Origin of the sequence: Algoriphagus locisalis (assembly GCF_900116615.1) — a bacterium.
In the GTDB taxonomy this organism is placed as follows: Bacteria; Bacteroidota; Bacteroidia; order Cytophagales; family Cyclobacteriaceae; genus Algoriphagus; species Algoriphagus locisalis.
Genome location: NZ_FPBF01000002.1, coordinates 628229 through 653520, shown reverse-complemented (window position 1 = coordinate 653520; position 25292 = coordinate 628229). Strand labels below are relative to the sequence as shown.

Sequence of the window (25292 nt, the reverse complement as noted above, 5' to 3'; positions counted from 1 at the left end):
CGAAGCATCGGTCTTCCTGCCAGTATAGCAGAGAATTAAAGGTTACTGACTTCAATACAGATAACCACAATTATCTAAAGGCTATCTACCAATGCTTTCCACTCAGGTTTCTGTGGAAGTCCCGGCTTTCTCAATCCGAAGAATTGGGCAACCATTTCGCCTTCTTTGTCGAAAAGCTCCACTGCAGATACCAAACCATCTTCCGTGTTTTTGTGGACCACATAGGCTTTGTCCACCACATTCTCATTCAAGTGCATATTGAAATCAGGATCAAGCACATTTAGCCAATCTCCCATTTGGCGGATCGTCTGCACTTTGCCTTGGTGAATTTGGATGTTGCCTTTGTTTCCTGCGAAAATCATGATCGGAAGCTTAGTCTCAGCGGCAGTTTCCACGATTTTTCGTGCAGAAAGTCTGTCCACTTCATACGCCCATTTATCATCAATCCACTTCACAGCATCTTGTCTGTTCAGTTTGTATTTGCGAAGCATACCAAAGAAATCGTGCGTATCCTTCATCATTTCCCAGTCTTTGGAGAAGGCTTCGAAGTCCAATTCTTCTTTGCTTACGTATTCAGGAGCCGGGAAAGCTTCAAGTTCCAATTCACTAGACTGATCAGCTGCCGTGTTGTTTTTCACCAATTCCTCATAAGCCTCAGGATTTGATTTTTCCTGTAAGTAAACTTTCATGATCGCTTCGCCGGCTTTGTCGAAGTATTGCAAACTTTTCATGGTACCACGGGGAGTTTCGGTAGTCACTGCAAAGCCAAATTTCCAGCCAGCGAAAAACACACGTTGCTCGATCGGACCGATCACCGTAGCGATCTTGTGTGGTCCGGCAGCATGCATTTCGATTTTCTGGAAAGGACCTTTGTGCTCCAATACACAGCCTTCGCTTCTGGTCAAGGACATCACCCGACCAAGTTTTGGGAATTCTTCCAATTGCTCGGTAAAATTATCAGTCAGACGAATCACGTTTGCACCGATACCGGTCGCTAAAAGTTGTGCTTCCGTCACACCAAGTTTGGCAGCCGCATCACGGATTCTCAGTTGTGGCTCAGTTTCTTTTAGGTTATCCCATGCTTGCTTTAGGGATTGGGCGGATTCTTGGATAGTTTCCATGGTTAAGCTTGTTTAAATGAGGGTTGAGATGTATTCGCCTGAGCAGCTGCAGATATGAGCACTCCGCCGGTGACAGGATTTTGAATTAATTGTATCGGGTGATCAAAGACGTATTCCAGGATTTTTTCCTCCAGAACCTCTTCCACAGTCCCAGACTTTGCGATCAGACCATTCTTAAGGAGAGCGATTTTGTCCGCATACTGTGCTGCCAGGTTCAACTCGTGTAGAATCACCAGAATCCCAATATTTCTGGCTTTAAGTGTTTGGAGGATTTTCAACACGGCATGCTGCTGCGCAATGTCCAAGCTGGAAGTAGGTTCGTCAAGGAGCAAATACCGCGGAAAAGGCTTTGTTTCCCAGATTTGAACCAGCACTCTGGCAAGCTGTACGCGTTGCTTTTCCCCGCCCGAAAGATTATTGAAAATCTGATCTTTCAAATGAGAAGTGTTTGTAGCCTCCAAAACTTCTTCGATAAGCTTTGCCGGTTGTTTTACTCTGGTGCTGATTAGGCCTAGTTCGACGACTTCTTGCACAGTAAACGGAAAATTGACTTGGGTATGCTGAGGCATCACAGCCCTTACTGCTGCAAGATCACGGGCTTTTAATTTATTGATTTCATGGCCATTGTAACCTACTGAACCATGTTTGCATTTGATTTCTCCGGAAAGCAGTTTGAAGAAAGTAGATTTGCCAGCGCCATTTGGTCCTAAAACAGCCAGAATTTCCCCTGGATTCAGCTCCAAACTGACTTCATCTACGATAGGTCTTTGGCGGATGCAAAAATGTACATTGGAAGCTTGAAGCATCAGTTTTTAGTTTTATTCAGGTTAAAAATAAGCCAGATAAAGAAAGGTGCTCCTATCAAAGCGGTGATGACACCTATGGGCATTTCGGCTGGGATAACAATCACTCTCGCGATCAGATCTGCAAAATTCATCAGTATTGCTCCTAGCAGGAATGAACCCGGAAGTACCAATCTATGATCTGCGCCGAAAAGAATTCTTATCAAATGCGGAACGACCAAGCCTACAAAGCCGATCATTCCCACCATGGACACTCCAACCCCTACGATCAAAGCGCTAGACACTAGTAAGCGAACTTTGACTTGCTGCACATTTACACCCATATGGAATGCTTCCTGCTCACCAAGCGCCAATGCATTGAGTTGTCTGGAATTGAATAGTAATAGAATGGATGGAACTCCAATAAGTGTCAAACTCACTGGTATCTTCGCCCAAGTTGCTCCTCCTAGATCGCCGAGACTCCAGAATGTGAAGCTTCGCAAAGCGGAATCATCGGCGAAAAACAAAACCAATCCTATCAATGCGGCTGCCAGTGCATTGATGGCCACGCCTGCTAAAATTAATGTTGCGGCATCGGTTCTTCCTTGGGATTTGGATAGTTGATAAACTGCCGTTACACAGATTAATCCGCCAACAAATGCAAAGAGCGGCAATCCCAAAGTTTTGATCCAAGCCAAAGAAGAAATAGTGGGCACCAATACCATGAATATCACCGCAAACAAGGCTGAGCCTGTGCTCACTCCTATTAATCCTGGTTCTACCAAGGGATTTCTGAACATGCCTTGCAATGCGGCACCGGCTATTCCTAATCCTCCGCCTACCAGCATGGCCATGAGAACGCGAGGCATGCGAATTTGTAGGAGCACATTCGCTTGTTGGACTTCGAAAGTTCCTGTAGTTATTCCGATTTGGTCAAATAAGATCGCGAGAGTCTGCGGAAAAGGTATGCTAAAAGCACCCAAAGAAAGGGATGCAATTACCACCAAAACCAGCACCAGACCAAACCCAAAAAGGGTAAGGTTTTGACGTTGGATCTTTGTATGACTCAATGCGAAATTCATAAGTAATTATTGACGAACTGCTTTAGCTAGGTCTAGTGCTGCTTTTCCTACTCTCGGACCAAAACCAGAAAGGTATTGGCCGTCAAGTGCGACTATATGGTCTTCTTTGTAAGCTGTGGTTTGATCTATTCCTTGGATCGCTTCCAAGCCGTCTTTTCCACCTACGCTTTGAATTCCTGATTCGAAGAATACCAAGTATTCAGGATTCATGGACACCAAAGATTCTGGTGTCATTGGAGCGAATTCATCAAAGCCAGTTGCCATTCCTTCGATTTTTGCCAGCTTAAACATTTCTGAGGCGAAAGTTTTGTCTCCTGCGATGAATACCGTCTCTGGACCTCTTGCCATGATGAATATTGCTTGAGGAGTGCTATCAACGGATTCTAAATAACCGTTTAGCTCAGCGATATCTGTATCGATAGCTGCGTTCACTTCTTTGCCCTTTTCTTCTTCTTCAAAGAATGCTGCAACATCAGTGACAAGCTTTTTGGTACCTTCCACGGAAGTAGGTTTGGTGAAAATCTGGATGTTTACCTGAGCGGCTTTGAGTTGAGTGACTACATCAGGATTCAGGTAACCTTCTTCTATAAGTACCAGGTCCGGGCCTAAAGCAAGTATTCCTTCTGCTTTGATTTGATTTCTGTAACCTATCGATGGAAGGTCTTGCATTCTTGAAGGATAAGTAGAGGTAATGTCAGTAGCGACGATTTCTTCGCTGTATCCTAGCGCATCCACCACTTCAGTGATTGTTCCGCCAGCTGTGATGATTTTACGAGTTGTAGATTCTTCTCCTTTATCAGTAGAAGGAGAAGAACAAGCCGCTATGACACTAAGTATAAGTGGTAAAAATCGCTTTATCATTATTTAGATTAAGTTTAAATACAGTGCAAATGTAATCTTAACTAGATTGAATCCAAATAAAAACAAGGCAGAAGTTCTTAAAAAAATGAGCGCTTTATAATAGGTGCTCAGTATTTATAACCTAGGTATCAATAAGTGTGATTTGTGAGAGTACCAAATAATGGGAATAAAAATGCTAAAATTGTAAAAAGCGGAGACTTAGTAGATTAATTTCCCAAATATCCTTTGGGTTTAGGCATTATTGGTTAATTTTGCGGTCGAATTCAAAAAGCACATCCTTTTTACATTTCAATTATCAAATGGCAAATATTGGAAAGATAACTCAAGTGATCGGGCCCGTAGTGGACGTTTCCTTTGAAGGCGGTAAGCTGCCAAATATCCTTGACGCGGTAGAAGTTACCAAAGAAAATGGCCAAGTGGTCGTAATGGAAGTTCAACAGCACTTGGGTGAAGATCGAGTGAGAACTATCGCAATGGACTCATCTGAAGGGATGGTTCGTGGCATGGAAGTAAGAGACCTTGGTCTTCCTATTTCTGTTCCTACCGGCGAAGGCATCAAAGGCCGTCTTTTCAACGTTGTTGGAGAAGCTATCGATGGTTTGCCTGCTTTACCGGCTGGTAAGAGACTTCCTATTCACAGATCTGCTCCTCGTTTTGAGGATCTTTCTACTGCTACAGAAGTACTTTTCACAGGTATCAAAGTAATTGACTTGATCGAGCCTTATGCAAAAGGCGGTAAGATCGGTTTGTTCGGTGGTGCTGGTGTAGGTAAAACTGTATTGATTCAGGAATTGATCAACAACATCGCGAAAGCATATGCTGGTCTATCTGTATTTGCAGGTGTAGGTGAAAGAACAAGAGAAGGAAATGACTTGCTTCGTGAAATGATCGAGTCAGGCATCGTGACTTACGGTGATGACTTCGTCCACAGCCTTGAAGAAGAAGGTGGATGGGATCTTTCCAAAGTGGATTTGAAAAAACTAGAAGACTCTAAAGCAACCTTTGTTTTCGGTCAGATGAACGAGCCTCCAGGGGCGCGTGCACGAGTAGCCTTGACAGGTTTGACTTTGGCAGAATATTATAGAGACGGTGAAGGCGATGGTGCTGGTAAGGATATCCTATTCTTTATCGATAACATCTTCCGATTCACGCAGGCAGGGTCTGAAGTGTCAGCACTTCTTGGACGTATGCCATCAGCGGTAGGTTACCAGCCAACTTTGGCAACAGAAATGGGTACCATGCAGGAGCGTATTACCTCTACTAAAAACGGCTCCATTACTTCTGTTCAGGCGGTTTATGTACCTGCGGATGATTTGACGGATCCGGCTCCAGCGACGACTTTCGCTCACTTGGATGCTACTACTGTATTGTCTAGAAAGATTGCCGAGCTAGGAATTTATCCTGCGGTGGATCCTTTGGATTCTACTTCTAGAATTCTTTCTCCTGATATTCTGGGTGAAGAGCACTACGGATGTGCGCAGCGGGTGAAAGAGATTCTTCAGCGTTACAAAGAATTGCAGGATATCATTGCGATCTTGGGTATGGAAGAACTTTCTGAGGAAGATAAGCAAGTCGTACACAGAGCAAGACGTGTGCAGCGTTTCCTTTCCCAGCCATTTCACGTAGCGGAGCAATTTACCGGCTTGAAAGGTGTATTGGTAGATATCAAAGATACCATCAAAGGTTTCAACATGATTATGGACGGTGAGTTGGATCACCTTCCAGAAGGAGCTTTCAACTTGGTAGGTAGCATCGAAGATGCCATCGCTAAGGGAGAGAAAATGTTGGCTGAAGTTAGATAAATCTCAGTTGTCGGTTTTCGGTTGTCAGTTTTGATAACCGAAAACCAATAGCATTATAGTATTTACCGAAGGCTTTTGCTGATTTTTTTCAGAATAGAAGTCTCCAAACGATATAAAATTCCATGCATTTAGAAATCGTCACACCGGACAAAAAAGTATTTCAGGGTGAAGTATCCGAGGCCAGTTTCCCTGGTGCCAATGGATCATTCCAGGTGCTGAATAATCACGCTCCTATCGTTTCGGCTTTGGCAAAGGGAACTGTTTCCTTTACCACTCCTGAAGGAAAGCAATCCATGGTCGTGGATGGCGGAGTAGTGGAAGTAAAAGATAATGTAATCGTATTGCTAGCTGAGAAAGTAGTCGCTTAAAGCAATTCATTTCAATATATATAAAAGGTCTCCTGTGTGAATGGGAGACCTTTTTTTGTTTAGCTGGAAGACCAATTTTTCCAAAGCTTGGAACTTTGAGAAAGTTGTTGGATGTAATCAATCCATATTAGTCGATAGGCTTAAGGACAGCTCTTTTGATATATTTTTCGTCTGATTTCATCAGACTACCTTCGTAGAAATAAAGGGTGTCATTGACTACTCCTGCGAGCATACCAATATCGAGGATATTTCGTGGATTGGAGGTTTCGTACCATGTTTCTTCTGCTTTGTCATAGATTAGAAGGTTGGATGTTCTTGGATTAGATGGTTTTTCTGAATTCATCATCCATGTTTCAAGAATAATTTGGGTTTCATTTTCTAAAATGGAATTGAAATAATGATTATTTGGAAATTGGATGTTTTCGCCATTTTGAAAGTCATCAAAAGTTACTATTCTGTCTAGACCTTTAAGAGTTTGATCAAAATATAAAGCTTCAGGAATATCCATTTCTTCAATGACGCTAAATGGGGCTTTATCTTTAATTCGTTTTATTTTTCCCTCCTGAGGGAAAGAATAGAGAAATGAATTGTTGAAATGGGTGGATTTCAAATAGGTCTGTGAGTTAATTGTGCCATTCTGAGAGGTGAAAATTTCTGGATATTTCAAGAAAGAACCGATGCTGTCTCCATTACTATTAAATGAATAAATCAGATTTCCTGCATTTCGGTAATAATCGGGATGCATAGTATCCACTTTACCAGTAGTTAGCTCTACAAGAAATCCTGAACTCGTTTTATGAAACTCTCCTAGAGCAATTTTTATTACTTTTTCACTTGGGATCTGTAGCTTAATTCGTCGGATAAATTTTTTTTCCAATATGTTAAATTCATAGATAGAATTGCTATATCTATCAGCAATATATAGAACAGGGAAATCTACTATGTCAAAAGAGGAAGGGAAAAATGAAGCCTCCGGGAATTCAGAAGCTGAGATCTGAGCGATTTGATTACCGGTTTTTAGGTCAATTAATCCAATGGCGGGTTTTCTAATAGAGGAGACAGCAATTAAGCTTTCTCCTACTATTTTTATTTGCCCTTGTCCGTTCAAATAAAAATTATTCTCATTTACTCGAATAGAATCGACTATAACCAACTCAGCCAAATCTGGAGGACTTCCTCCATTCTCAGGGGAGGAGCAGGCATTAATTGAAATAATACAAATTAGCGCTAAAGTGAATCGTTTCATTACGGTGTGATTGTTGGCCCACAGGATGGAATAGGAGCTTCACCTGGGCAAAAAGTCATAATACATTCTCCACAAATTCTGATAGCACAACCATATGGATCAGCAATTGTTTCATTGCAAGGCGCTGGCATATCAGCCATTGCTGGCTGCACCACTGCAAAACTAACCAAGACCATACCTAGTACGGCGAGGGTTAAAATCATCATTTTTTTCATATGATTTTAATTTGTCTTTTAAAGGCCATATGGAATCTCGCTTGAATAACAATTATTTCATTGTGAGACCAAAATTATGCTCGATTTTATGATTAGTTTGTTTAAGATAAAAAGATATTTAAAAAGCTAGCTTAGTTCAAGCTGCATTTTTAAAACGGTAAATACAAAAAAATATCTTTTTCGTTTTTATAAACGGTTAAGTTCAATGAAGGGGGTAAATATTTAGTTTGAAAATTTACTTACTACGTCTCAATGGTCTGAAAGCCAATCAACCAAGCCAAAATCAATTGCTATTTGTTTTATCCTATCTTCGACTATGAAATTTCTGCTTGTTCTCTTAGTTGTATCGTTGGTTCATTTGGTCAAAAGTGATTCCCAGAAGTACCAAAAACAGTTTCATGAAGATTTTTCGAAATCAAAATCGAGGTACTTTTACTATGGTTCGACTGGTACAACAAGCGATTTTAAGTTTAACATGGGCGTGGACTCCCCGACTGATCCAGGAAAGAAAATTCTTTCCTTTAAACTAGATCCTCTAGATCAAGCAGGACCGGGTAAAGGCCCTGAGATCATTTCAAAGAAGTTTACACACTTCGGGACTTATTCCACTCGCCTAAAAGTGCCTGATGTAAAAGGTAGGCAACCGAATGTTGGTGCTGTAGTGGGTTACTTTACATACCATGAGGATGACAAAGAAGGTCTGAGTGAGATAGACTTTGAATGGCTAATCGCGGATCCAAGGATCATCTATGTGGGAACCTGGACGGGCGAGAAAGGCAAGCTTCAGCGCATAGGAAGGATAATCAATCTTGCCGAAGGTGAAATCATTGAGACCATCTCCAAAATTAATTACGATGGTAAACCTACTCCTTTAGAAGGATTGCAAAATATGCCTGAGACGATTCCAGCAATCGAAAGTTACGATGCTTCCGCTCAGTTTTATACGTATGGTTTTGATTGGGAAAGTGATCGAATGCGATGGTGGATGATCCATCCGGAAACTTCAGACACACTTACACTTTGGGATTACCAAGGTTCAAAGCTTGGAATCCCACAACATGCTTCTAAGTATAGAATGAATTTTTGGCATACTCAGGATTGGGCAGTGGAAGGGAATCCGAACTCTCTGGAGAAGCCTAACTATCCGTTTGAACTAGAAGTGGATTGGATGGATTACCAGCCCGAAAAGAACTAGTTTCTTCAGTTCATAGACAAAAAGCACTAAACGTTGGGCTCCGTAAATTAATTACTCTCAATCACCTCGCCTTTTTCCCGATAGAGATCTACAGGACCGTCTAGCAGAACCGCCAATACAGTGATATCCTTGTCATATACATGGTCAGGGATGTCGATGTATTTCATGCCTGGTACTGCACTCCAGTACATTTTGCCTACTTCTCTGGATTGAAGTTTTGTGCCATTGCCAACTACCCAGACACGCTGGATTTTGTTTTTTAACCCTTTGATGGCTAGAGACTCATTCACCTTGTAATCCAAGTAGATATAAAGAATCGTCTTATCCTTGGAAAGTGTGGTAGGAGCGTAAATATGTCCGTCTGGAATTCCAGCCTGAGTTTCGTAGATCGCAGATTCATGCTTGCTAGTCCAGCGACCAAACTCAGTGAGGATATTGACTGCTTCCTCTGGAATTGTGCCATCTGGCTTAGGACCAAAATCCATCAGCAGATTTCCTCCCATATGCAGGCAATCCACAAAGATTCTAAGCAATTCACTTGGGCTTTTGTACTGATGGTCGTTTCCTTGATAGCCCCAGCTATTGTTCATAGTCATGCACAATTCCCAATACTCACTATTTGGCTTTGTTACGGGTACTCCTTGCTCAGGAGTATCGTAGTCCCCAAAGCCCGGCCCAAGTCTGGAGTTGATGATCAAATTTGGGTTATAGCCCAATAATTTTTCTTTGAGCTCTGCACTTCTCCATTCTTCTGGGGTATGCTCCCAGTCTCCATCAAACCAATATAAGTCTGGATTGTATTGCTCGGATAATTCAGCAAGTTGCTCGAAATTGAAATCTGTGAATTTCTTGAATCGGGTTGGATCATTTTTATACCGGTAAGTCTCTCTTGTATTTCTATCGTAATCAGGATGAGACCAGTCTAGCACAGAGAAATAAATGCCTTTTTTAACCCCTTCTTTTTCCAGAGCGTTCATCAGCGGACCTACCAAATCTTTCCCGGCAGGTGTCTTTTTCACCACAGAAAGATCTGAGGCCTTAGTATCCCACAGTGCCACACCATCATGATGCTTGGCTGTAAGCACAGCATATTTTGCACCGCTGGATTTGATCAATTTAGCCCAATTTTCAGGATCGAATTTGGAAGCGGTAAAGCCCGAAAGCTGCTTCATGTAATCCTCATAGCTGATGTAATCATTGAAAAAAGACCAGGATTCGTCGATTCCATTTACTGAGTAGATTCCCCAATGGATGAAAATCCCGAGTTTGGCATCTTTGAACCATTCCATTTTCTCAGGGTTTTCTTGAGAATATGCTGTTTGAGATTGGGTGAAAGATACGGTTAGGATGCTAAGGGCGAGCAGGTAGGTTTTGAAGAAGTTGTGGGTGTTCACGTCGTAAGAAATAAGATCCAGGATAAAATTAGGCAAAACGCCCTATATATCAAGCCGTGGAAAAGAGTTTATTACCAGTGGTGTTATTGTTTTTAGAATATTATCAATACCTTTGTGCCCACGAAAGGGGGTGTATAGATATGATCATAGTTAACGTAAAAGAGAACGAATCAATCGAGAAAGCGCTAAAGCGTTTCAAAAAGAAGTTTGACAAGACTGGTGCAGTCCGTGAACTTCGTGCGAGACAAGCTTTCACTAAGCCTTCCGTAGTAAGAAGAGCACAAGTAATCAAAGCAGCTTACAAGCAGCATCTACAAGAAGAAGCAGCGAAGTAATCAGTTTTGATCTTCCAATACCAAACGCACTTGTCATCAGGCAAGTGCGTTTTTTTTATGCCCGTTTGTGAATCATCAGGATACTACTTGCCAGTTTTTCTTCTAACTTATCTCCAGAGTTACGTGACATATGATCGATTCCTTTATCAATTACTTAGAGTTTGAAAAGAAAGCCAGCCCTCATACTGTGGACGCATACCGTCGGGATTTGACCCAGTTTGAGGAGTTTTTGGGACTTTCTTTTGATATCAATGAAATTTATTTAGCCCAACATCCCGAGCTCCGCGCATGGGTAATTGATCTGGTAGATAGCGGGTTAAGCACTACTTCGGTGAATCGGAAAATCGCCACTCTGAGGTCGTATTACAAGTTTTTGCTGCGATCACGGATCATTTCCAAGGATCCAACGTATAAGTTAAAAGGTCTTAAAAATCCGAAGAAATTACCCGAGTTTGTACAGGAAGAGACGATTCTTGCCGTTCTAGACGAAAGCATTTACGAGCCGACCTTCGAAGGACAGCGGGATAAAATGGTGATGGAATTTCTTTACCTCACCGGCGTCAGGCTATCGGAATTAATAGGTCTGAAATGGTCAGATATCAATCTAATCGAAGACTCGGTCAAAGTGCTTGGAAAGAGAAAAAAGGAAAGAATAATTCCTATTACAAAAGGCTTAAAACAGAATATTTTGCTATATAAAAAAGTATTTGAGGAAAGGTTTTCAAAAGTAGGTCAAAGTGAGTATTTTATTGTCAGCAATCAACAAAAGCAAAGTTACCCTATGATGATTTTTCGCATCGTCAGGCATTATCTCGATCTTTTTGCGCAGACATCTAAGCGCAGTCCTCACGTATTGCGACACACTTTTGCCACTCATTTACTTAATAAAGGCGCAGACCTGAACGCCGTAAAGGATTTGCTAGGTCATGCAAATCTCGCTGCCACTCAGGTCTATACGCACAATTCCATGGAAAAACTTAAGGCTGTGTTCGAACAGGCACATCCGAAAGCATAAATTAAATTATTTGTTCACCACTAAATGCAAATCAATATGAAACTGCAGATGCACTCCATCCATTTTGACGCCGATCGCAAACTGATCGACTTTATTCAGAAAAAAGCTGACAAACTGGATACTTACTATGATCAAATCATAGACGGAGAGGTTTTTTTGAGGCTCGACAAAAATGACAACAACTCGAATAAAATTGTAGAAATCAAAATGAATGTGCCAGGAAAGCAATTTTTCACCAAAAGCCAATCTGACTCTTTCGAAGCGGCTTCTGATGATGCAATCGAAGGATTAAGACGTCAAATCAAAAAACACAAAGAAAAAGTAGTGTTGGCTAAGCAGTAATAAGCTAGCCTAACTAAATTTGGGGCATCTCTCAGTAATGGGGGATGCCTTTTTTTATTCCAATTCCTAGTCAATGCAACGATCAACAAGCTACAGCGTCTATTTCTGGATTATTTCACTTTTGCTCGTGATCGCCAAGGTTTTATTTACGTTTCGCCCTGAAATAGACCTATTTACTGAAGAAGCCCAATACTGGCTTTGGTCTCAGAATATGGCCTGGCACTATTACTCCAAGCCTCCTTTGGTCGCCGTTCTCAATTACCTCAGCACAGCCATTTTAGGCAATACCGAACTGGGAGTAAGGATAAATGCCATTTTATGCGGTGTGGGGATGTCTTGGGTTACTTTCCTCTTCGGTAAACATCTGTATTCTCCAAAGGTAGGATTTTGGGCAGCGATGATCCTTCAGGCTATGCCCATGTGGTGGTTGGCTTCTACGTTTCATATGACTGATAGCTCACTTACCTTCTTCTGGGTGTTGAGTGTTTATCTAGCCTACAGAGGATTGGAAGATGGTAAAAAGTCTTGGTGGGTTTGGGCTGGTGTGGCTGCCGTATTTGGACTGATGGCCAAAATGGTCATGATTCTGATCTTTCCTTTTCTTCTTTTGTATCTTATTTATACGAAAAGCTGGAAGGCTCAAAGCAAGAATTATATTCTCTTTGTGTTAATCACCTTATTGGGCTTCATTCCTGCTTTAATCTGGAACTGGCAAAATAACTTCGACACTTTTAAACACTTGGCCGCACTCAGCGGTGGTGGAGGAGAATCTAAACCCTTTGATGCAGGAAAGTCTTTTGGGCAATTCTTCGAATATATAGGAGGGCAGCTGGCAATGGTTTCTGTATTTATGCTTCCGCTGTTCGTAGGAGCGTTTAGAAAAACTATTCAAAGCCAGGTCCGAGCAAAAGTCTATTTACTTTTACCGGCAATAATATCTTGGGCTGGTTTTGCATTTTTAAGTTTTCTAACTTCCATTGAAGTGAACTGGCCAGTTTTTGCTTATGGTAGTTTGTCGATAGTGATGGCAGCCTGGGTTTGTAATCAAAGTCTTACTTGGCAAAGAATTCGGAATTGGGGAGTGGGTTTGAGCATAGGATTACCACTGTTTTTTCTGCTTCCTGACTTTACGTTTATGAAAAGCATTCCTGCCATTAAGAAAGTGGAAAAATCAGCTTTCAGAAGAATGGCTGGCTACGAGCCTCTAGCTGCGCGCTTGGTTTCAATACAAGACAGTTTAGGTATTCAGGATGCTTTTATTTTCTCCGAAACCTATCATATGGCTTCCGAACTTTCCTTTTATCTGCCTGAGCATCCCCAAACCTATATGCTGAATATGGGCGCACGCAAGAATCAGTTTGATCTCTGGCCAGGGCTGGAACAATTTCTGGGAAAAGATGAAGTGGGGATTTTCGTTAGCTGGAATTATGATTCACCTGGAGAATTTGCAGATTTTCAGGAATTGATCTACGAAGAGGAATTGCCGATTACTTTTCGCGGTGAATCGCTTCGTGTTGCCAAAATTCAGGTTTGGAGGAAATTAGTAACTTTTAATCCTTACATGCCAGATACTTATTGAATCAATTTTGGCTAAAGAACCTCTTCTAATTCAATTATTTTATCAGAAATGTAACAAGGTTAGAAAGCTTATTCTATCGTATCTAAAATTTTCTTGACTTGCACCTTTAGAATAGGCATATCATTTTTGATAATTTCCCAGACAAGATTAGAATCTATCCCAAAATATTCGTGAACAAAAACGTTTCTCATACCAATAATTTGAGACCATTCGACCGATGGAAAACTAGATTTTGTATCGACTGAAATGTGATTGCATGCTTCACCAATAATTTCCATTTGCTTAATACAGGCAAATCTCATCATCGAGTTTTTCACAAAGTCAGAAAAGTCCTTATTTAGCAAATATGATTCTATTTCAAGTATGGCATCGTAGATATGATTTATGCGAACCTTATCTCCCGGTTTACCTAGCATAAATTAAAAGTTTTTCACTGTCAACGATTGGCCTAATATATTTTGATAATCCATTAGAAGAAACTAAGTCAACTTTGGAGTTTAAAAGCCTCTCCAGGTCAAATTTCATTTGAATGAATTGTAAGCCGATTCTCTGGGAGTAGTCAAGGTCAACGAGAATATCTATATCACTTTGGTGATTAGCTTGATTTCTGACATATGAACCAAATAAATAGGCCTTTAAAACAGGTTTTGTTTCAAAGTACTTTTTAATTGTATCTAATTTATTGGATTCAAGTGTCATAGCGTGAAGTTACTAATTTTTCATTTAGACTAATAAGTGTACATTCTTCGAGTTTTGTTCATTTATCTCATCTTTCCAGCCAGTAATATTTCTGGCCTTTTTCGGCTAAGATTTGCTCGAAATCTGAGTTTCCTGCATTCTTCAATAAATCTGGAATAGCACGTGAAGCCCAATTTAGGGATGCAACTTTCTTTTGGAAACCTGATGCGTCAATAGAATCGAGGTACTTGTCCTCGATTATTAGTCTATCGTAATTATTGAGTTCCTCCCGGAATTCATAGCGCGGCAAATCGATCATTTGAAAATCTGTGCCTAAAGCAATTCTGATTTTACTGCTCGTATGAAGGTTTCCTATAAACCCAATTTTCTCGATTGGATCAATTTGCTCATTTTCTACAAAAGCTTTGACCTGCTGACCTTGATCAGGAAGGGAAATCTGGTATGTGCCCGTAGAGATCAAAAAGAACAAAAGCATAAACCCATAGCCGATTGCTTTTGGGAGTTTGAGGTCTTGAATAGTGAGTTTTCCCAAATAGACCAAAATGGCCAAGGCTAGTCCAAGTTGCAGCCAAATCAGCACGCTTGCTCCCAAGATGAAATTGAGCCAAAGACTGAAAATGAAAACAATGGAATTCAGGATAAGGAAAAACCAACTTGTGACTTTTAACCCAGTTCTCTTGCTTTCAAAGTCGGCTTTTACAAGAATCCAAGCTAATAGAATAGCTAACACCGGAGCTACAGGAAGTAAATAGCGTTCGTAGAATTTACTGGTCATGGCGCCCATTCCGAGAATTGCTAAGCCCCAGAGTATCGCAAACCAGAAGAATACGGGATCCTCTTTTCTGGCACTTGCGATGGGTTTTTTAGCTTTTGCGAAGCTAAAAAGTACCCAAGGAAGAAAAATCAGAATCAGAATTCCCAGCGCAAGAAAACCATTTTGGATGATGAGAAGGGAGCGGGAAGCTACCCGTGTCCCCACTTGATCTTCCAAGAAACTATCTAAGTAGGTTGGTCCATGGATTTTCCACATGGCAACAAACCAAAACAAGGCTATAAATAAACTTACCGCTAAAGATGGGAGATGAAAAAGTGTCTTGAATGGGATTTTTTTCCAAGGATTAAAGAGCAGATAAATGATTCCAATCCCGCCCAGAGCAGCCGCAGGAAGGCCTTTGACCTCAAATGCCAAAGCTAAACTGATGTATAGCATCCACAGGTATTTCTTCGGCGTAGCATCACCAAAGCGGATCAATCCTGCAAATCCAACAGCACTTGCGGTCATGGTCAAAACAAGCAATACATCAGGAATGGAGCGCGTCGCACTGAAAATCAATACGGGGTTGGATGCCATTATCAGAGCCGAAAGTCCCGCTATTCTTTTGTCCTCAAAAAGAACTTTTGCTGACCAATAGGTAAATCCAATCGTCAAAGCTCCAGCAATTAAAAAGAAAAAACGGGAGGCAAATGGAGTAACTCCAAAGAGTTTGAAACCAGCCAAAACAGCCCAATATGTACCAATTGGCTTTTTAAATCTCAATTCCCCACTTCCCAAATAGGTCGTGAGGTAGTCCCCATTTTGCAGCATTTTCACTGCCGCATCCGTATAGTACATCTCATCCGGGTAATGCATATGGAAGCTTAATGCAAAAGGGCCAATCAGAATGGCAAAAGCAATCATGACTACCCAAGGGCTGATTTGATAATTTTCGGAGGTGACTAAAGACATGCTGCAAAGATAATGTGATTGAACTTTGTCACACCAAATTTTCGTTGGCTTCCGAAAGCGAATCCCAGCTTTTTTGTCCTAGGAAGTATTTTACCGTATTTTTGACAAAATTTTATCCCATGTCCAAGCCACTTATTTCTGTAGTAATCACTGTTTACAACGAGGAGGATAATATCCAGCCACTTTTAGAACAAACTTATGCAGCGCTTGCGGCGATCGATTATGAGGTGATTTTGATCGAGGATGGTTCTACAGATAGGACTGTGGCTGAGGTGAAAAAGTATGCAAATAGTCGTACTAAGCTGATTATTTTCAACAGGAATTTTGGTCAGACTACCGCTTTGGCAGCAGGAATAGACATGGCTACCGGCGAATACATTGCTACGATGGATGGGGATTTGCAAAATGATCCAACTGACATTCCTGTGATGCTTCAAAAAGCAATCGATGAGGAATGGGATGTGGTAGCAGGCCGCAGGGCGAATAGAAAAGATGGGTTTGTGCTTCGCAAAATCCCAAGTAAAATCGCCAACTGGGTGATCAGAAATACCACCAAAGTTTACTTGAAAGATTACGGTTGCACGCTTCGGGTTTACAAAGCTGAGATTGCTCAGGGAATGGGGCTCTATGGAGAATTACACCGTTTTATTCCTGTGCTCGCAAAGCAGCAAGGAGCGAAAATGACTGAAATGGATGTCAAGCATCATCCACGGATCCATGGTGAATCCAAATATGGCTTGAGCAGAACGTTCAAAGTGATGTCGGATTTGATTCTGATGTTATTTTTTCAAAAGTACTTCCAGCGCCCAATTCACTTGTTTGGAGGAATTGGGATTATCGCATTTTTGATTGGTTTATTGATCAACTTTTACTTGCTCATCCTGAAAATCATGGGCGAGGATATCTGGGGAAGACCGATTATGATTCTAGGTTTTATTTTGGTGCTGGGAGGTATTCAGTTTATCACCACGGGAATTATAGCAGAGATTATTGTCCGTACCTACTTCGAGTCTCAGGATAAGACAACCTATAGCATCAAATCTGTTTTTCAGGGTGTGCTGGAACCTGCAGTCGCGGTGCAGCAGGAAATAGGCAGAGCCAACTAGGTTTTTATACAGGAATTGAATTTTGGCGAAAACAGAGCGTTCTCTTAAGAAGAAATTAACAACTGCCTTGAAATTGGTTTTGACCGGCTTGGCGTTGTTTCTTGTTTTTCGAAAAATCGACACCGAGCAGCTTTGGCAAATCACCAAAACTATTCACTGGCTTTGGCTGGTGCCTGCGGTTTTCACTTTTGTGCTCAGTAAGCTTTTTACTGCATTTCGCTTAAATCTCTATTTCAAAAACATTGGTTTAATCATCTCTGAAAAGCTCAATATCAAACTTTACTTGATTGGGATGTTTTACAATCTTTTTCTTCCAGGTGGAATTGGCGGTGATGGTTATAAGGTTTACCTGCTGAATAAGCATTATCAAACTTTCGTCAAGTCGCTGGTTAAAGCCTCACTTCTGGATCGTTTGGGAGGTTTGGTCGCCATCGTGTTTTTGCTGCTGGTCTTGATTATTCCAGTGAATTTGACTTTGCCTTTTGCTTCGCAAATTCCTTGGGAGCTTATGGTTGGAATAGCTGCATTGTTGGTTTTTCCTGCTTTTTGGCTGATACAAAAACTCCTTTTTAAAGCTTTTCTGCCCTCTTTTTGGAAGGCGAATGCCTGGTCAATGGCTGGACAGCTGGCACAATTAGTATGCGCATGGTTTATTTTGAAAAGCCTTGGAGTGACCGAGAATTTTCTTGCCTATCAATTGGTGTTTTTACTTTCCTCGATCGTGGCAGTGCTGCCTCTGACTATAGGTGGAGTGGGCGCTCGGGAACTGGTTTTCGTCTATGCGCACACTTACGCAGGAATAGATGAGGCGATTGCAGTCGCTTTTAGTCTGATCTTTTTCTTGATCACAGCACTGGTTTCGCTGACAGGATCTATGATTTCAATTAATTTTGACTCCAACTAGTTAAATACCTGTTTTTCAATGAAATAATAAAAAATCATCCTTGCAAATTTAAAATTTGATTTTAAATTTGCAAGGATGATTGTACGAGATTTGATATTGAAACTCCAAGAACTGATACCTGATTTTCCGGCTATAGCGATTTTTGGCCCACGGCAAGTAGGTAAAACTACCTTGGCGCAGGAGCTTGTGGAAACCATCGATCCCCAGTCAATTTATTTGGATCTCGAAAGTCCCTCAGACCGAAGCAAGTTAGCTGAGCCTGAGCAATACTTTGATCTTCACGAAGGCCAATTGATCATTCTGGATGAAATCCAGCGCATGCCGGATCTCTTTCCGCTTTTGCGTGGAGTGATTGACCGACGAAGAAAGAAGGGCTTGCGCTCCTGCCAATTTCTGATTTTAGGTTCCGCTTCTTTAGATCTGATCCGCCAGTCCTCCGAATCACTGGCGGGAAGAATTGCTTATGAAGAACTTCCAGGATTCAATGTAATGGAAGTGGATTCGATAGAAGGTCATGTTGAAAAGCTCTGGCTTCGTGGAGGTCTCCCTGATAGTTTTTTGGCAAGCTCTGATAAATCCAGTATGACATGGAGAGGGAATTTCATCACTACCTATCTGGAAAGAGATATACCGCAGATTGCACAATTTGTGCCTGCCAATCGTCTTCGCCGCCTTTGGACCATGCTCGCTCACCAGCAAGGGCAGTTGATCAATCTTTCTAAACTTGGAGCAAGTCTGGATCTGACTTCACCTACGGTGAAAAGCTATGTGGAAATGCTTGAAGATCTTTTGCTGATTCGTTCTGTCAGACCTTGGTTGGTGAATGTGGGCAAGCGTCTGGTGAAGTCTCCGAAAATCTACATCAGAGATTCGGGAATAACACATGCTTTATTGAATCTGACCAAACTGGATGATCTGCTGGGACATCCTGTGGTAGGCGGAAGTTGGGAAGGATTCATTATCGAAAATATAATTTCTGTCTTGCCAAAAGGAGCTGATTATGGATTTTATCGCACCTCGGGCGGAGCAGAACTTGATTTGGTTTTGAGTCTAAACGGAGAAATTTGGGCGATAGAAATCAAGCGAACCTTGAGTCCAAAGCTCTCAAAAGGCTTCCTGAATGCTGTAGATGATATATCAGCGGATCATCGCTACTTCATCTATGCCGGCAAGGATGAATTTCCTTTGGGAGAAAATACACGCGCAATTGGTCTTGCTGGATTTATGAAAAAAATAAAGGAAGGCTTTTGAGGCTTTCCTTTTATCCCTTTAAGAGGTTATTTGTTTTTCTTTAATTCGCGTAGATTGACTTCGGTTAGTTTTTATTGATGGTAAACAAGCTGAAAGTCAAAGAATCTTCATTTTCCAGTTCTGTATCATTTAGGATATACATTCCTTCTTTTCCAAAATGGATGTATAAATGATTATAATCAGAGACATCCATGGTATGCATTTCATTACCTGATTTGTCTAAAAAAAGCAGGTAATTTTTATTTCTTGGATCTAACATTTTAAAAGAATTAGCCGCCAAAGATTCATAATCAACTTCTGATAAAGCTTCTCGATAATGTCTCACATAAAGTTCTCGAAAGGGGTCATAATAGACAGCAAAAAAGGAATTACTTGAATAATATTCCTTTTTCCATTCTCCCATTTTTTCACCAGAACGATTTGTCAAATCAACAAATTGACTTTTTGGAGTAGCTTTTATTCTTTCAATAGATTCAAAATCACTGGTGATTAACAGGTCATCCAAGATAGGGTAGTTGATAATAAATTGGTTGGATTTCGGATCGTAATCGAAGGAAATCAGCATATCATAAGCATTTACATTATTGCCTAAATATTTTTCAGGAAGGAGCATCTCTGAATCAAATTCTTTCAGGCTGTTTTTAAAAATTCCAATAGTATTTTCAAGCTTCTGATAGTTATATGGTGGTCTAGCGTAGATTTCCAGCACATTCAGTGGTGTAACAATATTTTCTTCTTTAATAGCAAATTTGAGGAATCCAGATTGAGGCTTTGGGCTGGAATTCATTATTCTTGCCATTTTTTGACTAGCTGTCACTTTGGAATTTTCAATCTCATAAATTTCATCATTTATCCTGTCAAAGTAGAGAAATTCATTTTTGGATACAGGTAAAAAATGATTTTGCGCTGTAGAAGTGCCTCCCCGGAAGTTTTCTATTTCACTAAGTTTCAACATTGAAATAGGTTTTCCTCCTTTTTGTAAATCAAAAGTCCCTATTCCATTAGCTGTTTGAATATAGAAATAAGAATCATTTTCGTCTGAGAAGAAAATAGGGTTTCCTTGAAGCTTAGGAAATCCACCTGAAATATCAAGAGTTATTGCTTTAGCATAATTAATCTTCAGTTGATTTTCACTCCGAATCCCTTGATCCTCAGAAACATTTTTGTTGCAGGAGCACAAGCCAAGGATTAATGGAATAACGAAAAAGAGTCTGTGTATATAGGATTTCATTTTCTGTTTTGATTAGTAAAATTTAGTATTGCCCAGACAAAATGTATAGCTAATTTGAGTAGTCTATATATGAATAAAAGTTCTCTTAAAATATTAAAAACATTCCAATTCAAACTAATTTTTCCGCGAAATATTTGAATTTTTCTGGCTCAATTTAGGATGATTTTCATCCCTTTTCTATGCCATTATGGTTTCTTACCTTTGCCGAAATCCTAGACTTCATGACCAGAGCCGAGCTTTTCTCCCAAATTCAGAAAAAATCATCCTTTTTGTGTGTTGGACTTGATGCAGATATCAATAAAATCCCTGCACATCTGAAATCTGAGTCTGATCCGATTTTTAGCTTTTGCAAGGAGATAATCGAAGAAACAGCAGATTATGCAGTGGCTTACAAGCCGAATATCGCTTTCTTTGAGGCTTTGGGTCCACAAGGTTGGGAGACGCTGCAGAAGGTGAACGAACTTATACCTAAGGAAATTTTCACGATTGCAGATGCTAAGCGCGGAGATATTGGAAATACTTCCCAGCTTTATGCAAAGGCCTTTTTTGAGAAAATGGACTTTGATTCCGTCACCGTAGCGCCATATATGGGGGCAGATAGTGTGACTCCTTTTCTAGAGTTTGAGGACAAATGGGTGATTCTTTTGGCGCTTACATCCAATGTCGGCTCTATGGATTTCCAGTTGATCAAAGACGAAAATGGGAAACCGTTATATCAAACGGTTTTGGAAAAAAGCCAAGAATGGGGCACTCCTGAAAATCTGATGTATGTCGTTGGTGCAACTCGCGGTGAATTGATAGGGGAAGTCCGAAAGATTGTTCCTGATCATTTCTTTTTGGTACCGGGAGTGGGAGCACAAGGAGGTAGCCTGGAAGATGTGGCAAAGTATGGCATGAATTCCACTTGTGGGCTGTTAGTGAACTCAAGCCGGGGGATCATCTATGCTTCGGGGGAAAAAGACTTTGGGAAAGCTGCTAGGCAGGAAGCAAAAAAACTCCAAGGGGAAATGAAGAACTTACTAGAAATGTATCTTTAATAGGGTTTTTCATTATCTATAAATTTGAAAGTCAGGGTTTCCTGACTTTTTTGTTTTTTAGTTTTTGGTTAAATTCACATGGTTTTTAATCGATACTTTTATGACTTTCAAAGAAGATTTTTTACAGCTAGTATGGAAATACCAATATTTCGAAAAGACTAAACTGCACACGACTTCAGGAGATGAGCTGAAAATAGTGCAGGTAGGATTCCATAATCAAGGTGAAGGACCGGACTTCCATGATTCGGTGGTGGTCATCGGCGGCGTAATACTCCACGGTCATGTAGAGGTGCACAGACTGGCCAGCGATTGGAAGCAGCATGCGCATGGAGGAAATCCCGCTTATAATTCTGTCGTGCTACATGTCGTTTGGGAGGATGATCTGCAGGTGCTTAGAAATGATGGAACTCCTATGCCCACACTTGAACTGAAAGGGTTGATTTACTTGGACATCTGGCGGAATTATGAGCGTATGCTTGACTACAAGTCTGACTTGCCTTGTGCACATGGTTTGAAAGACGCGCCGGAAATTGTTAGGTTTTCCACGTTGGAGAAAGCTTTGGTAGAAAGGCTTCAGGAAAAGTCTTCGTTGATTTTACAGATTCTCAAATCCACAACTGACGATTGGGAAGAAACCGCCTATCGATGGTTATTTACCTGCTTTGGATTTAAGAAAAACAATGAGGCGATGAGTGAACTGGCTATGTTAGTCCCTTATAAAGTACTTCAAAAGCATCGAGATCAGTTACCTGTTTTGGAGGCTATTCTTTTAGGTCAGGCAGGCTTGCTTCCCTCGGAATCGGAAGAGCCTTATGTTCAATTTTTGATTCGTGAATATGAGTTTTATCGTAAGAAATATGTCTGGGATTCTCCTATGAAGCGTCAGCATTGGACGTTTATGGGAGTTCGGCCCAGTAATTTTCCAACACTAAGGATTGCTCAGTTAGCCGCGATCCTTTCCAAGGCTCCGAATTTACTTCAGTCTGTGATGCAGGATTCTCATGATTTTGCAGGCTTCAAAAAATTGCTCAAAGTCAAGTCCAGTGATTATTGGCAGTATCATTACAGCTTTGGCAAACCTTCCGAAAGGCAGACTAGCGCGGGTATTTCCACTACGGTTTTGGAGCTTTTGGTTATCAATTATGTGATTCCACTTTGGTTTGCCTATGGACGGTATTTCGAAGAGCCTGACTGGCAAGAACGTTGCTTTGATCTCTTGCAGGAGGTTTCTGCCGAGAAAAATCATATCATCACTAAATTCCAATCCTATGGCTGGACAGCCGGAAATGCATTTGATTCCCAGGGAATGATTGGGCTTTTTAAGAATTATTGCCAACCGAAGAAATGTCTGCAGTGTAAAATTGCACAAGCGCTGATCAAATCAGAATCCAAATGATTTTTGGGTAAGCCAGTGAATTCCTGTATTTTTGCAGCCTGAATTGCAGAAAACTATGGAAAAACCAGTTATAATTTTTGGTGCAAAAGGCATCGCTCATTCCGCACTTGAGATTTTCAACAGCAACGATGTGGTTGTTTTTGGGTTCTTAGATGAGGACGAGAAAATCCACGGAACAGAGATCAATACCGTTTCGGTACTTGGAAATCCTGAGGATGACGGTTTCTTGAAGTTAATCGGCCAGAAGACAGAAGCATTTGTAGCCGAAGAAAATCCTAAATACCGCAAGTTCTTAGTGGAATTGTTGAACGAGCGTCGCAAAGTTCAGCCTGTAAATGCCATTCATCAGCGTTCATATATATCCACAGATACGATCATCGGCCATGGTAATTTTATCAACGCCAATGTGAATATCGGTGCAGGCGTAGAGCTAGGAAGTCACTGTATTATCAATTCTGCGGCTGTTATCGAGCATAAGGCTAAGTTGGGTGACTTTGTGCAAGTGGGTGCCGGATCAGTAATTAATTCCGACGTGATCATCGAAGAAGGAGCTTTCATCGGTTCTGGAGCGACTATCGTTTCTGGAGTGACTATTGGTAAAAATGCTCGCGTAGGCGCTGGATCTGTGGTAATCGCGACAGTAGGAGCAAACGAAACCGTGTTTGGTAACCCAGCTGCAAAAGTTAAATGAATTTGAGATTTTTAATTTCAAATTTGAAATAGTAAATCATAAATCCTAAAAACACCCTGCCGCAACAGGGCTCAAGTTATGGAAAACACCAATTATCAAATCCTCCTGTATTACTGCTACGCCAAGATTGAGAATCCTGAAGAATACCGTGAGCAGCATCACCTTTTTTGTGTAGAAAACAACATCCGCGGCCGGATCATCATCTCTGATGAGGGGCTAAACGGTACCGTTTCTGGCTTGGTGGAAGACTGTGAGAAATACATGGAATACATCCATGCAGATCCGCGGTTTGCGAAGACCGAGTTCAAAATCGATTCTCATGACAAACACGCATTTACCAAAATCCATGTACGTTACAAACCTGAGATCGTTCACAGTGCGTTGAGACACCTTGATCCGAATGTGCGCACAGGCAAGCATCTTGATCCAGAGGAATTCAAGAAATTGAAAGATCAGGAAGATGTCGTGATCTTGGATGTTCGATCCAATTATGAACATGAACTGGGACGTTTCAAAAATGCCTTGACGCTCGATATCGATAACTTCCGCGACTTCCCGGAGAAGGTCAAAGAACTTGAGCATTTGAAGAATAAGAAAGTGTTGACTTACTGCACAGGCGGGATCAAATGTGAAAAGGCTTCTGCATTTCTTTTGGAGCAGGGTTTTGAAGATGTGTATCAGCTTCATGGCGGAATCATCAAATACGGCATGGAAGCCGGAGGAGAAGACTTTGAGGGGAAATGCTACGTATTTGACAATAGAATAGCGGTGGATGTGAATAAGGTAAACCCCAAGGTCGTTTCGAAATGTCATGTTTGTGGAACTCCATCTGACCGGATGGTCAATTGCGCCAACTCTACCTGCAATGCCCACGTGCCTATGTGCGAAGAATGTGGTTGGGAGATGGAAGGAGCTTGCTCTACCGAGTGCAAGGAGAATCCTGATAAGCGTACTTACGATGGTACTGGTTATTATCAGAAAAATACCAATGGCTACAACCCATATAAAGGCCTTGTGCGTAAAGGCAAAGAAAAATCAAATGCCTAACTTGTAGTGTGAGCAGACAAATTCCAGAATCCGAATTGATATTAAATGCTGATGGAAGCATTTATCATTTGCATTTGAAGCCAGAGAATCTGGCTTCTCTTGTTTTCACAGTGGGTGACCCTGATCGGGTAGCTTTGGTTTCAAAATATTTTGACCAGATTGATTTCAAGGGCAGCAAGCGTGAGTTTGTCACACATACAGGGCGATTAAATGGAAAAAGAGTCACAGTCATGAGCACAGGAATGGGGACTGACAATGTGGAGATTCTGATGACCGAGCTAGATTCTTTGGTGAATGTTGACCTTAAAACTCATACCGTAAAGCCAGTAGAATCCAGTTTGGAGATCATACGACTAGGCACTTCAGGAAGTATGCAAGCAAATCTGCCAGTTGGGAGTTTGTTGGCATCGGAGATTGCTGTCGGGGTTGATACGCTAATGCAGTTTTATCCGAAGCTAGAAGGCAGTCAGGCCTGGGCAAATCTGGTAAAAGAAACTCTCGACCTCACTTTTTTGCCATACCAAGCATCTGCATCGTCTCGACTTCTACAAAAATTACCTGCTGAATTTCATAGAGGAGTGACCCTTACTGCTCCTGGTTTTTATGCTCCCCAAGGTCGGGAAATAAGGCTTAAGCCAAAAATGGAAAATATGATTGAGCGGCTAGCCAATCTGGAAGTATCAGGCCTGAAGATGACAAACTTTGAAATGGAAACAGCAGGTTACTACGCTATGGGACAGCTGCTGAATCATCGTATGTTAAGTTTAAACGCTATTGTGGCTAATCGCCCAACCGGAGAGTTTGATAAAGAAGCTGAAAAAACCGTAGATCGTATGATCCGCGCAGCCCTAGAAGTTTATTGTTGAA

26 protein-coding genes are annotated in these 25292 nt (G+C 41.2%); 15 read left to right on the top strand and 11 right to left on the bottom strand.

Translation table 11 applies throughout. The features are described from left to right. Positions 1–74 precede the first annotated feature (74 nt). Genes BM386_RS07895 through BM386_RS07880 form a run of 4 tightly spaced genes read right to left on the bottom strand, consistent with a single transcriptional unit; the run spans position 75 to position 3846 of the window. Complete coding sequence (locus tag BM386_RS07895; protein ID WP_091692513.1) at positions 75–1121, bottom strand: hemin-degrading factor; 1047 nt, start codon at positions 1119–1121, stop codon at positions 75–77. A 2-nt stretch (positions 1122–1123) separates the two neighbouring features. Then, complete coding sequence (locus BM386_RS07890) at positions 1124–1882, bottom strand: heme ABC transporter ATP-binding protein (RefSeq protein WP_425285307.1); 759 nt, start codon at positions 1880–1882, stop codon at positions 1124–1126. Positions 1883–1926: 44 nt separating this feature from the next. Continuing rightward, complete coding sequence (locus BM386_RS07885; protein ID WP_091692511.1) at positions 1927–2985, bottom strand: FecCD family ABC transporter permease; 1059 nt, start codon at positions 2983–2985, stop codon at positions 1927–1929. A 6-nt stretch (positions 2986–2991) separates the two neighbouring features. Further along, positions 2992–3846: a heme/hemin ABC transporter substrate-binding protein gene (locus BM386_RS07880; RefSeq protein WP_091692510.1), complete on the bottom strand. Its 855-nt coding sequence runs from the start codon at positions 3844–3846 to the stop codon at positions 2992–2994. Positions 3847–4145: 299 nt separating this feature from the next. Between BM386_RS07880 and atpD the strand changes: the two genes are divergently transcribed. Together atpD and atpC are read left to right on the top strand one after the other, a co-directional pair. Further along, positions 4146–5648, top strand: coding sequence for a F0F1 ATP synthase subunit beta (gene atpD, locus BM386_RS07875; protein ID WP_091692509.1), 1503 nt, complete (start codon positions 4146–4148; stop codon positions 5646–5648). Positions 5649–5770: 122 nt separating this feature from the next. Beyond that, positions 5771–6016: an ATP synthase F1 subunit epsilon gene (atpC, locus tag BM386_RS07870; RefSeq protein ID WP_091692508.1), complete on the top strand. Its 246-nt coding sequence runs from the start codon at positions 5771–5773 to the stop codon at positions 6014–6016. A 127-nt stretch (positions 6017–6143) separates the two neighbouring features. Here atpC and BM386_RS07865 read toward each other — a convergent pair whose 3' ends face one another. Together BM386_RS07865 and BM386_RS07860 are read right to left on the bottom strand one after the other, a co-directional pair. After that, a complete protein-coding gene (locus tag BM386_RS07865) occupies positions 6144–7262 on the bottom strand; it encodes a YncE family protein (protein ID WP_091692507.1) in 1119 nt (372 codons plus the stop codon). Beyond that, the gene (locus BM386_RS07860) at positions 7262–7477 is read right to left on the bottom strand and encodes a hypothetical protein (protein WP_091692506.1); all 216 of its coding nucleotides are present in this window, start codon (positions 7475–7477) and stop codon (positions 7262–7264) included. Before BM386_RS07860 ends, BM386_RS07865 begins: the two co-directional genes overlap by 1 nt. Positions 7478–7793: 316 nt before the next feature. On the opposite strand from BM386_RS07860, the gene BM386_RS07855 reads away from it, so the two are divergent. Continuing rightward, a complete protein-coding gene (locus BM386_RS07855; RefSeq protein ID WP_091692505.1) occupies positions 7794–8672 on the top strand; it encodes a glycoside hydrolase family 16 protein in 879 nt (292 codons plus the stop codon). A 47-nt stretch (positions 8673–8719) separates the two neighbouring features. Here the strand turns inward: BM386_RS07855 and BM386_RS07850 are convergent, their stop codons facing one another. Then, positions 8720–10102, bottom strand: coding sequence for an alpha-L-fucosidase (locus tag BM386_RS07850; RefSeq protein ID WP_244545477.1), 1383 nt, complete (start codon positions 10100–10102; stop codon positions 8720–8722). Positions 10103–10206: 104 nt separating this feature from the next. On the opposite strand from BM386_RS07850, the gene rpsU reads away from it, so the two are divergent. The 4 genes from rpsU (at position 10207) to BM386_RS07830 (ending at position 13337) form a co-directional block, all read left to right on the top strand. Further along, positions 10207–10401, top strand: a complete 195-nt coding sequence (rpsU, locus tag BM386_RS07845; RefSeq protein WP_091692504.1) for a 30S ribosomal protein S21 — start codon at positions 10207–10209, stop codon at positions 10399–10401. Positions 10402–10531: 130 nt separating this feature from the next. Beyond that, complete coding sequence (locus tag BM386_RS07840; RefSeq protein ID WP_091692503.1) at positions 10532–11416, top strand: tyrosine-type recombinase/integrase; 885 nt, start codon at positions 10532–10534, stop codon at positions 11414–11416. A 36-nt stretch (positions 11417–11452) separates the two neighbouring features. Continuing rightward, a complete protein-coding gene (gene hpf, locus BM386_RS07835; protein WP_091692889.1) occupies positions 11453–11758 on the top strand; it encodes a ribosome hibernation-promoting factor, HPF/YfiA family in 306 nt (101 codons plus the stop codon). A gap of 73 nt (positions 11759–11831) precedes the next feature. Continuing rightward, positions 11832–13337: an ArnT family glycosyltransferase gene (locus tag BM386_RS07830; RefSeq protein WP_091692502.1), complete on the top strand. Its 1506-nt coding sequence runs from the start codon at positions 11832–11834 to the stop codon at positions 13335–13337. Between the two features lie 68 nt (positions 13338–13405). Here BM386_RS07830 and BM386_RS07825 read toward each other — a convergent pair whose 3' ends face one another. The 3 genes from BM386_RS07825 to BM386_RS07815 form a co-directional block, all read right to left on the bottom strand. After that, complete coding sequence (locus BM386_RS07825) at positions 13406–13753, bottom strand: HepT-like ribonuclease domain-containing protein (RefSeq protein WP_091692501.1); 348 nt, start codon at positions 13751–13753, stop codon at positions 13406–13408. Next, a complete protein-coding gene (locus tag BM386_RS07820; RefSeq protein WP_091692500.1) occupies positions 13743–14036 on the bottom strand; it encodes a nucleotidyltransferase family protein in 294 nt (97 codons plus the stop codon). Before BM386_RS07820 ends, BM386_RS07825 begins: the two co-directional genes overlap by 11 nt. Before the next feature lie 67 nt (positions 14037–14103). Then, positions 14104–15762 (bottom strand): ArnT family glycosyltransferase, encoded by a 1659-nt coding sequence (locus BM386_RS07815; protein WP_091692499.1) that lies wholly within the window; start codon positions 15760–15762, stop codon positions 14104–14106. 119 nt (positions 15763–15881) lie between these two features. Between BM386_RS07815 and BM386_RS07810 the strand changes: the two genes are divergently transcribed. From BM386_RS07810 to BM386_RS07800, 3 genes are all read left to right on the top strand, one after another. Continuing rightward, positions 15882–16868 carry a glycosyltransferase family 2 protein gene (locus tag BM386_RS07810; RefSeq protein WP_091692498.1) on the top strand — a complete coding sequence of 329 codons (987 nt, stop codon included), beginning with the start codon at positions 15882–15884 and terminating at the stop codon, positions 16866–16868. A gap of 22 nt (positions 16869–16890) precedes the next feature. Continuing rightward, positions 16891–17772 carry a lysylphosphatidylglycerol synthase transmembrane domain-containing protein gene (locus tag BM386_RS07805; RefSeq protein WP_244545476.1) on the top strand — a complete coding sequence of 294 codons (882 nt, stop codon included), beginning with the start codon at positions 16891–16893 and terminating at the stop codon, positions 17770–17772. A 75-nt stretch (positions 17773–17847) separates the two neighbouring features. Beyond that, entirely contained in the window at positions 17848–19023 is a 1176-nt protein-coding gene (locus BM386_RS07800) for an ATP-binding protein (RefSeq protein WP_091692497.1), read from the top strand. A gap of 64 nt (positions 19024–19087) precedes the next feature. On the opposite strand, the gene BM386_RS07795 is transcribed toward BM386_RS07800, so the two are convergent. Then, complete coding sequence (locus BM386_RS07795; RefSeq protein WP_091692496.1) at positions 19088–20254, bottom strand: hypothetical protein; 1167 nt, start codon at positions 20252–20254, stop codon at positions 19088–19090. 221 nt (positions 20255–20475) lie between these two features. Between BM386_RS07795 and pyrF the strand changes: the two genes are divergently transcribed. The 5 genes from pyrF (at position 20476) to BM386_RS07770 (ending at position 25291) form a co-directional block, all read left to right on the top strand. Next, positions 20476–21291, top strand: coding sequence for an orotidine-5'-phosphate decarboxylase (gene pyrF / locus BM386_RS07790; protein ID WP_091692885.1), 816 nt, complete (start codon positions 20476–20478; stop codon positions 21289–21291). 100 nt (positions 21292–21391) lie between these two features. Continuing rightward, positions 21392–22687: a DUF2851 family protein gene (locus BM386_RS07785; protein WP_091692495.1), complete on the top strand. Its 1296-nt coding sequence runs from the start codon at positions 21392–21394 to the stop codon at positions 22685–22687. 55 nt (positions 22688–22742) lie between these two features. Continuing rightward, a complete protein-coding gene (locus tag BM386_RS07780) occupies positions 22743–23378 on the top strand; it encodes an acetyltransferase (protein ID WP_091692494.1) in 636 nt (211 codons plus the stop codon). A gap of 78 nt (positions 23379–23456) precedes the next feature. After that, a complete protein-coding gene (gene trhO / locus BM386_RS07775; protein ID WP_091692493.1) occupies positions 23457–24425 on the top strand; it encodes an oxygen-dependent tRNA uridine(34) hydroxylase TrhO in 969 nt (322 codons plus the stop codon). Between the two features lie 8 nt (positions 24426–24433). Continuing rightward, positions 24434–25291 (top strand): nucleoside phosphorylase, encoded by an 858-nt coding sequence (locus BM386_RS07770; protein WP_091692492.1) that lies wholly within the window; start codon positions 24434–24436, stop codon positions 25289–25291. Position 25292: the final 1 nt, after the last annotated feature.

Excerpts from the sequence above, each read along its gene's own strand:
- pyrF (WP_091692885.1), top strand. The coding sequence starts at position 20,476 with ATGACCAGAGCCGAGCTTTTCTCCCAAATTCAGAAAAAATCATCCTTT.
- BM386_RS07880 (WP_091692510.1), bottom strand. The coding sequence starts at position 3,846 with ATGATAAAGCGATTTTTACCACTTATACTTAGTGTCATAGCGGCTTGT.
- BM386_RS07830 (WP_091692502.1), top strand. The coding sequence starts at position 11,832 with ATGCAACGATCAACAAGCTACAGCGTCTATTTCTGGATTATTTCACTT.
- BM386_RS07885 (WP_091692511.1), bottom strand. The coding sequence starts at position 2,985 with ATGAATTTCGCATTGAGTCATACAAAGATCCAACGTCAAAACCTTACC.
- BM386_RS07860 (WP_091692506.1), bottom strand. The coding sequence starts at position 7,477 with ATGAAAAAAATGATGATTTTAACCCTCGCCGTACTAGGTATGGTCTTG.
- atpC (WP_091692508.1), top strand. The coding sequence starts at position 5,771 with ATGCATTTAGAAATCGTCACACCGGACAAAAAAGTATTTCAGGGTGAA.
- BM386_RS07820 (WP_091692500.1), bottom strand. The coding sequence starts at position 14,036 with ATGACACTTGAATCCAATAAATTAGATACAATTAAAAAGTACTTTGAA.
- BM386_RS07855 (WP_091692505.1), top strand. The coding sequence starts at position 7,794 with ATGAAATTTCTGCTTGTTCTCTTAGTTGTATCGTTGGTTCATTTGGTC.
- trhO (WP_091692493.1), top strand. The coding sequence starts at position 23,457 with ATGGAAAACACCAATTATCAAATCCTCCTGTATTACTGCTACGCCAAG.
- atpD (WP_091692509.1), top strand. The coding sequence starts at position 4,146 with ATGGCAAATATTGGAAAGATAACTCAAGTGATCGGGCCCGTAGTGGAC.
- BM386_RS07785 (WP_091692495.1), top strand. The coding sequence starts at position 21,392 with ATGACTTTCAAAGAAGATTTTTTACAGCTAGTATGGAAATACCAATAT.
- rpsU (WP_091692504.1), top strand. The coding sequence starts at position 10,207 with ATGATCATAGTTAACGTAAAAGAGAACGAATCAATCGAGAAAGCGCTA.
- BM386_RS07780 (WP_091692494.1), top strand. The coding sequence starts at position 22,743 with ATGGAAAAACCAGTTATAATTTTTGGTGCAAAAGGCATCGCTCATTCC.
- BM386_RS07840 (WP_091692503.1), top strand. The coding sequence starts at position 10,532 with ATGATCGATTCCTTTATCAATTACTTAGAGTTTGAAAAGAAAGCCAGC.
- BM386_RS07895 (WP_091692513.1), bottom strand. The coding sequence starts at position 1,121 with ATGGAAACTATCCAAGAATCCGCCCAATCCCTAAAGCAAGCATGGGAT.
- BM386_RS07795 (WP_091692496.1), bottom strand. The coding sequence starts at position 20,254 with ATGAAATCCTATATACACAGACTCTTTTTCGTTATTCCATTAATCCTT.
- BM386_RS07810 (WP_091692498.1), top strand. The coding sequence starts at position 15,882 with ATGTCCAAGCCACTTATTTCTGTAGTAATCACTGTTTACAACGAGGAG.
- BM386_RS07825 (WP_091692501.1), bottom strand. The coding sequence starts at position 13,753 with ATGCTAGGTAAACCGGGAGATAAGGTTCGCATAAATCATATCTACGAT.
- BM386_RS07800 (WP_091692497.1), top strand. The coding sequence starts at position 17,848 with ATGATTGTACGAGATTTGATATTGAAACTCCAAGAACTGATACCTGAT.
- hpf (WP_091692889.1), top strand. The coding sequence starts at position 11,453 with ATGAAACTGCAGATGCACTCCATCCATTTTGACGCCGATCGCAAACTG.
- BM386_RS07815 (WP_091692499.1), bottom strand. The coding sequence starts at position 15,762 with ATGTCTTTAGTCACCTCCGAAAATTATCAAATCAGCCCTTGGGTAGTC.
- BM386_RS07865 (WP_091692507.1), bottom strand. The coding sequence starts at position 7,262 with ATGAAACGATTCACTTTAGCGCTAATTTGTATTATTTCAATTAATGCC.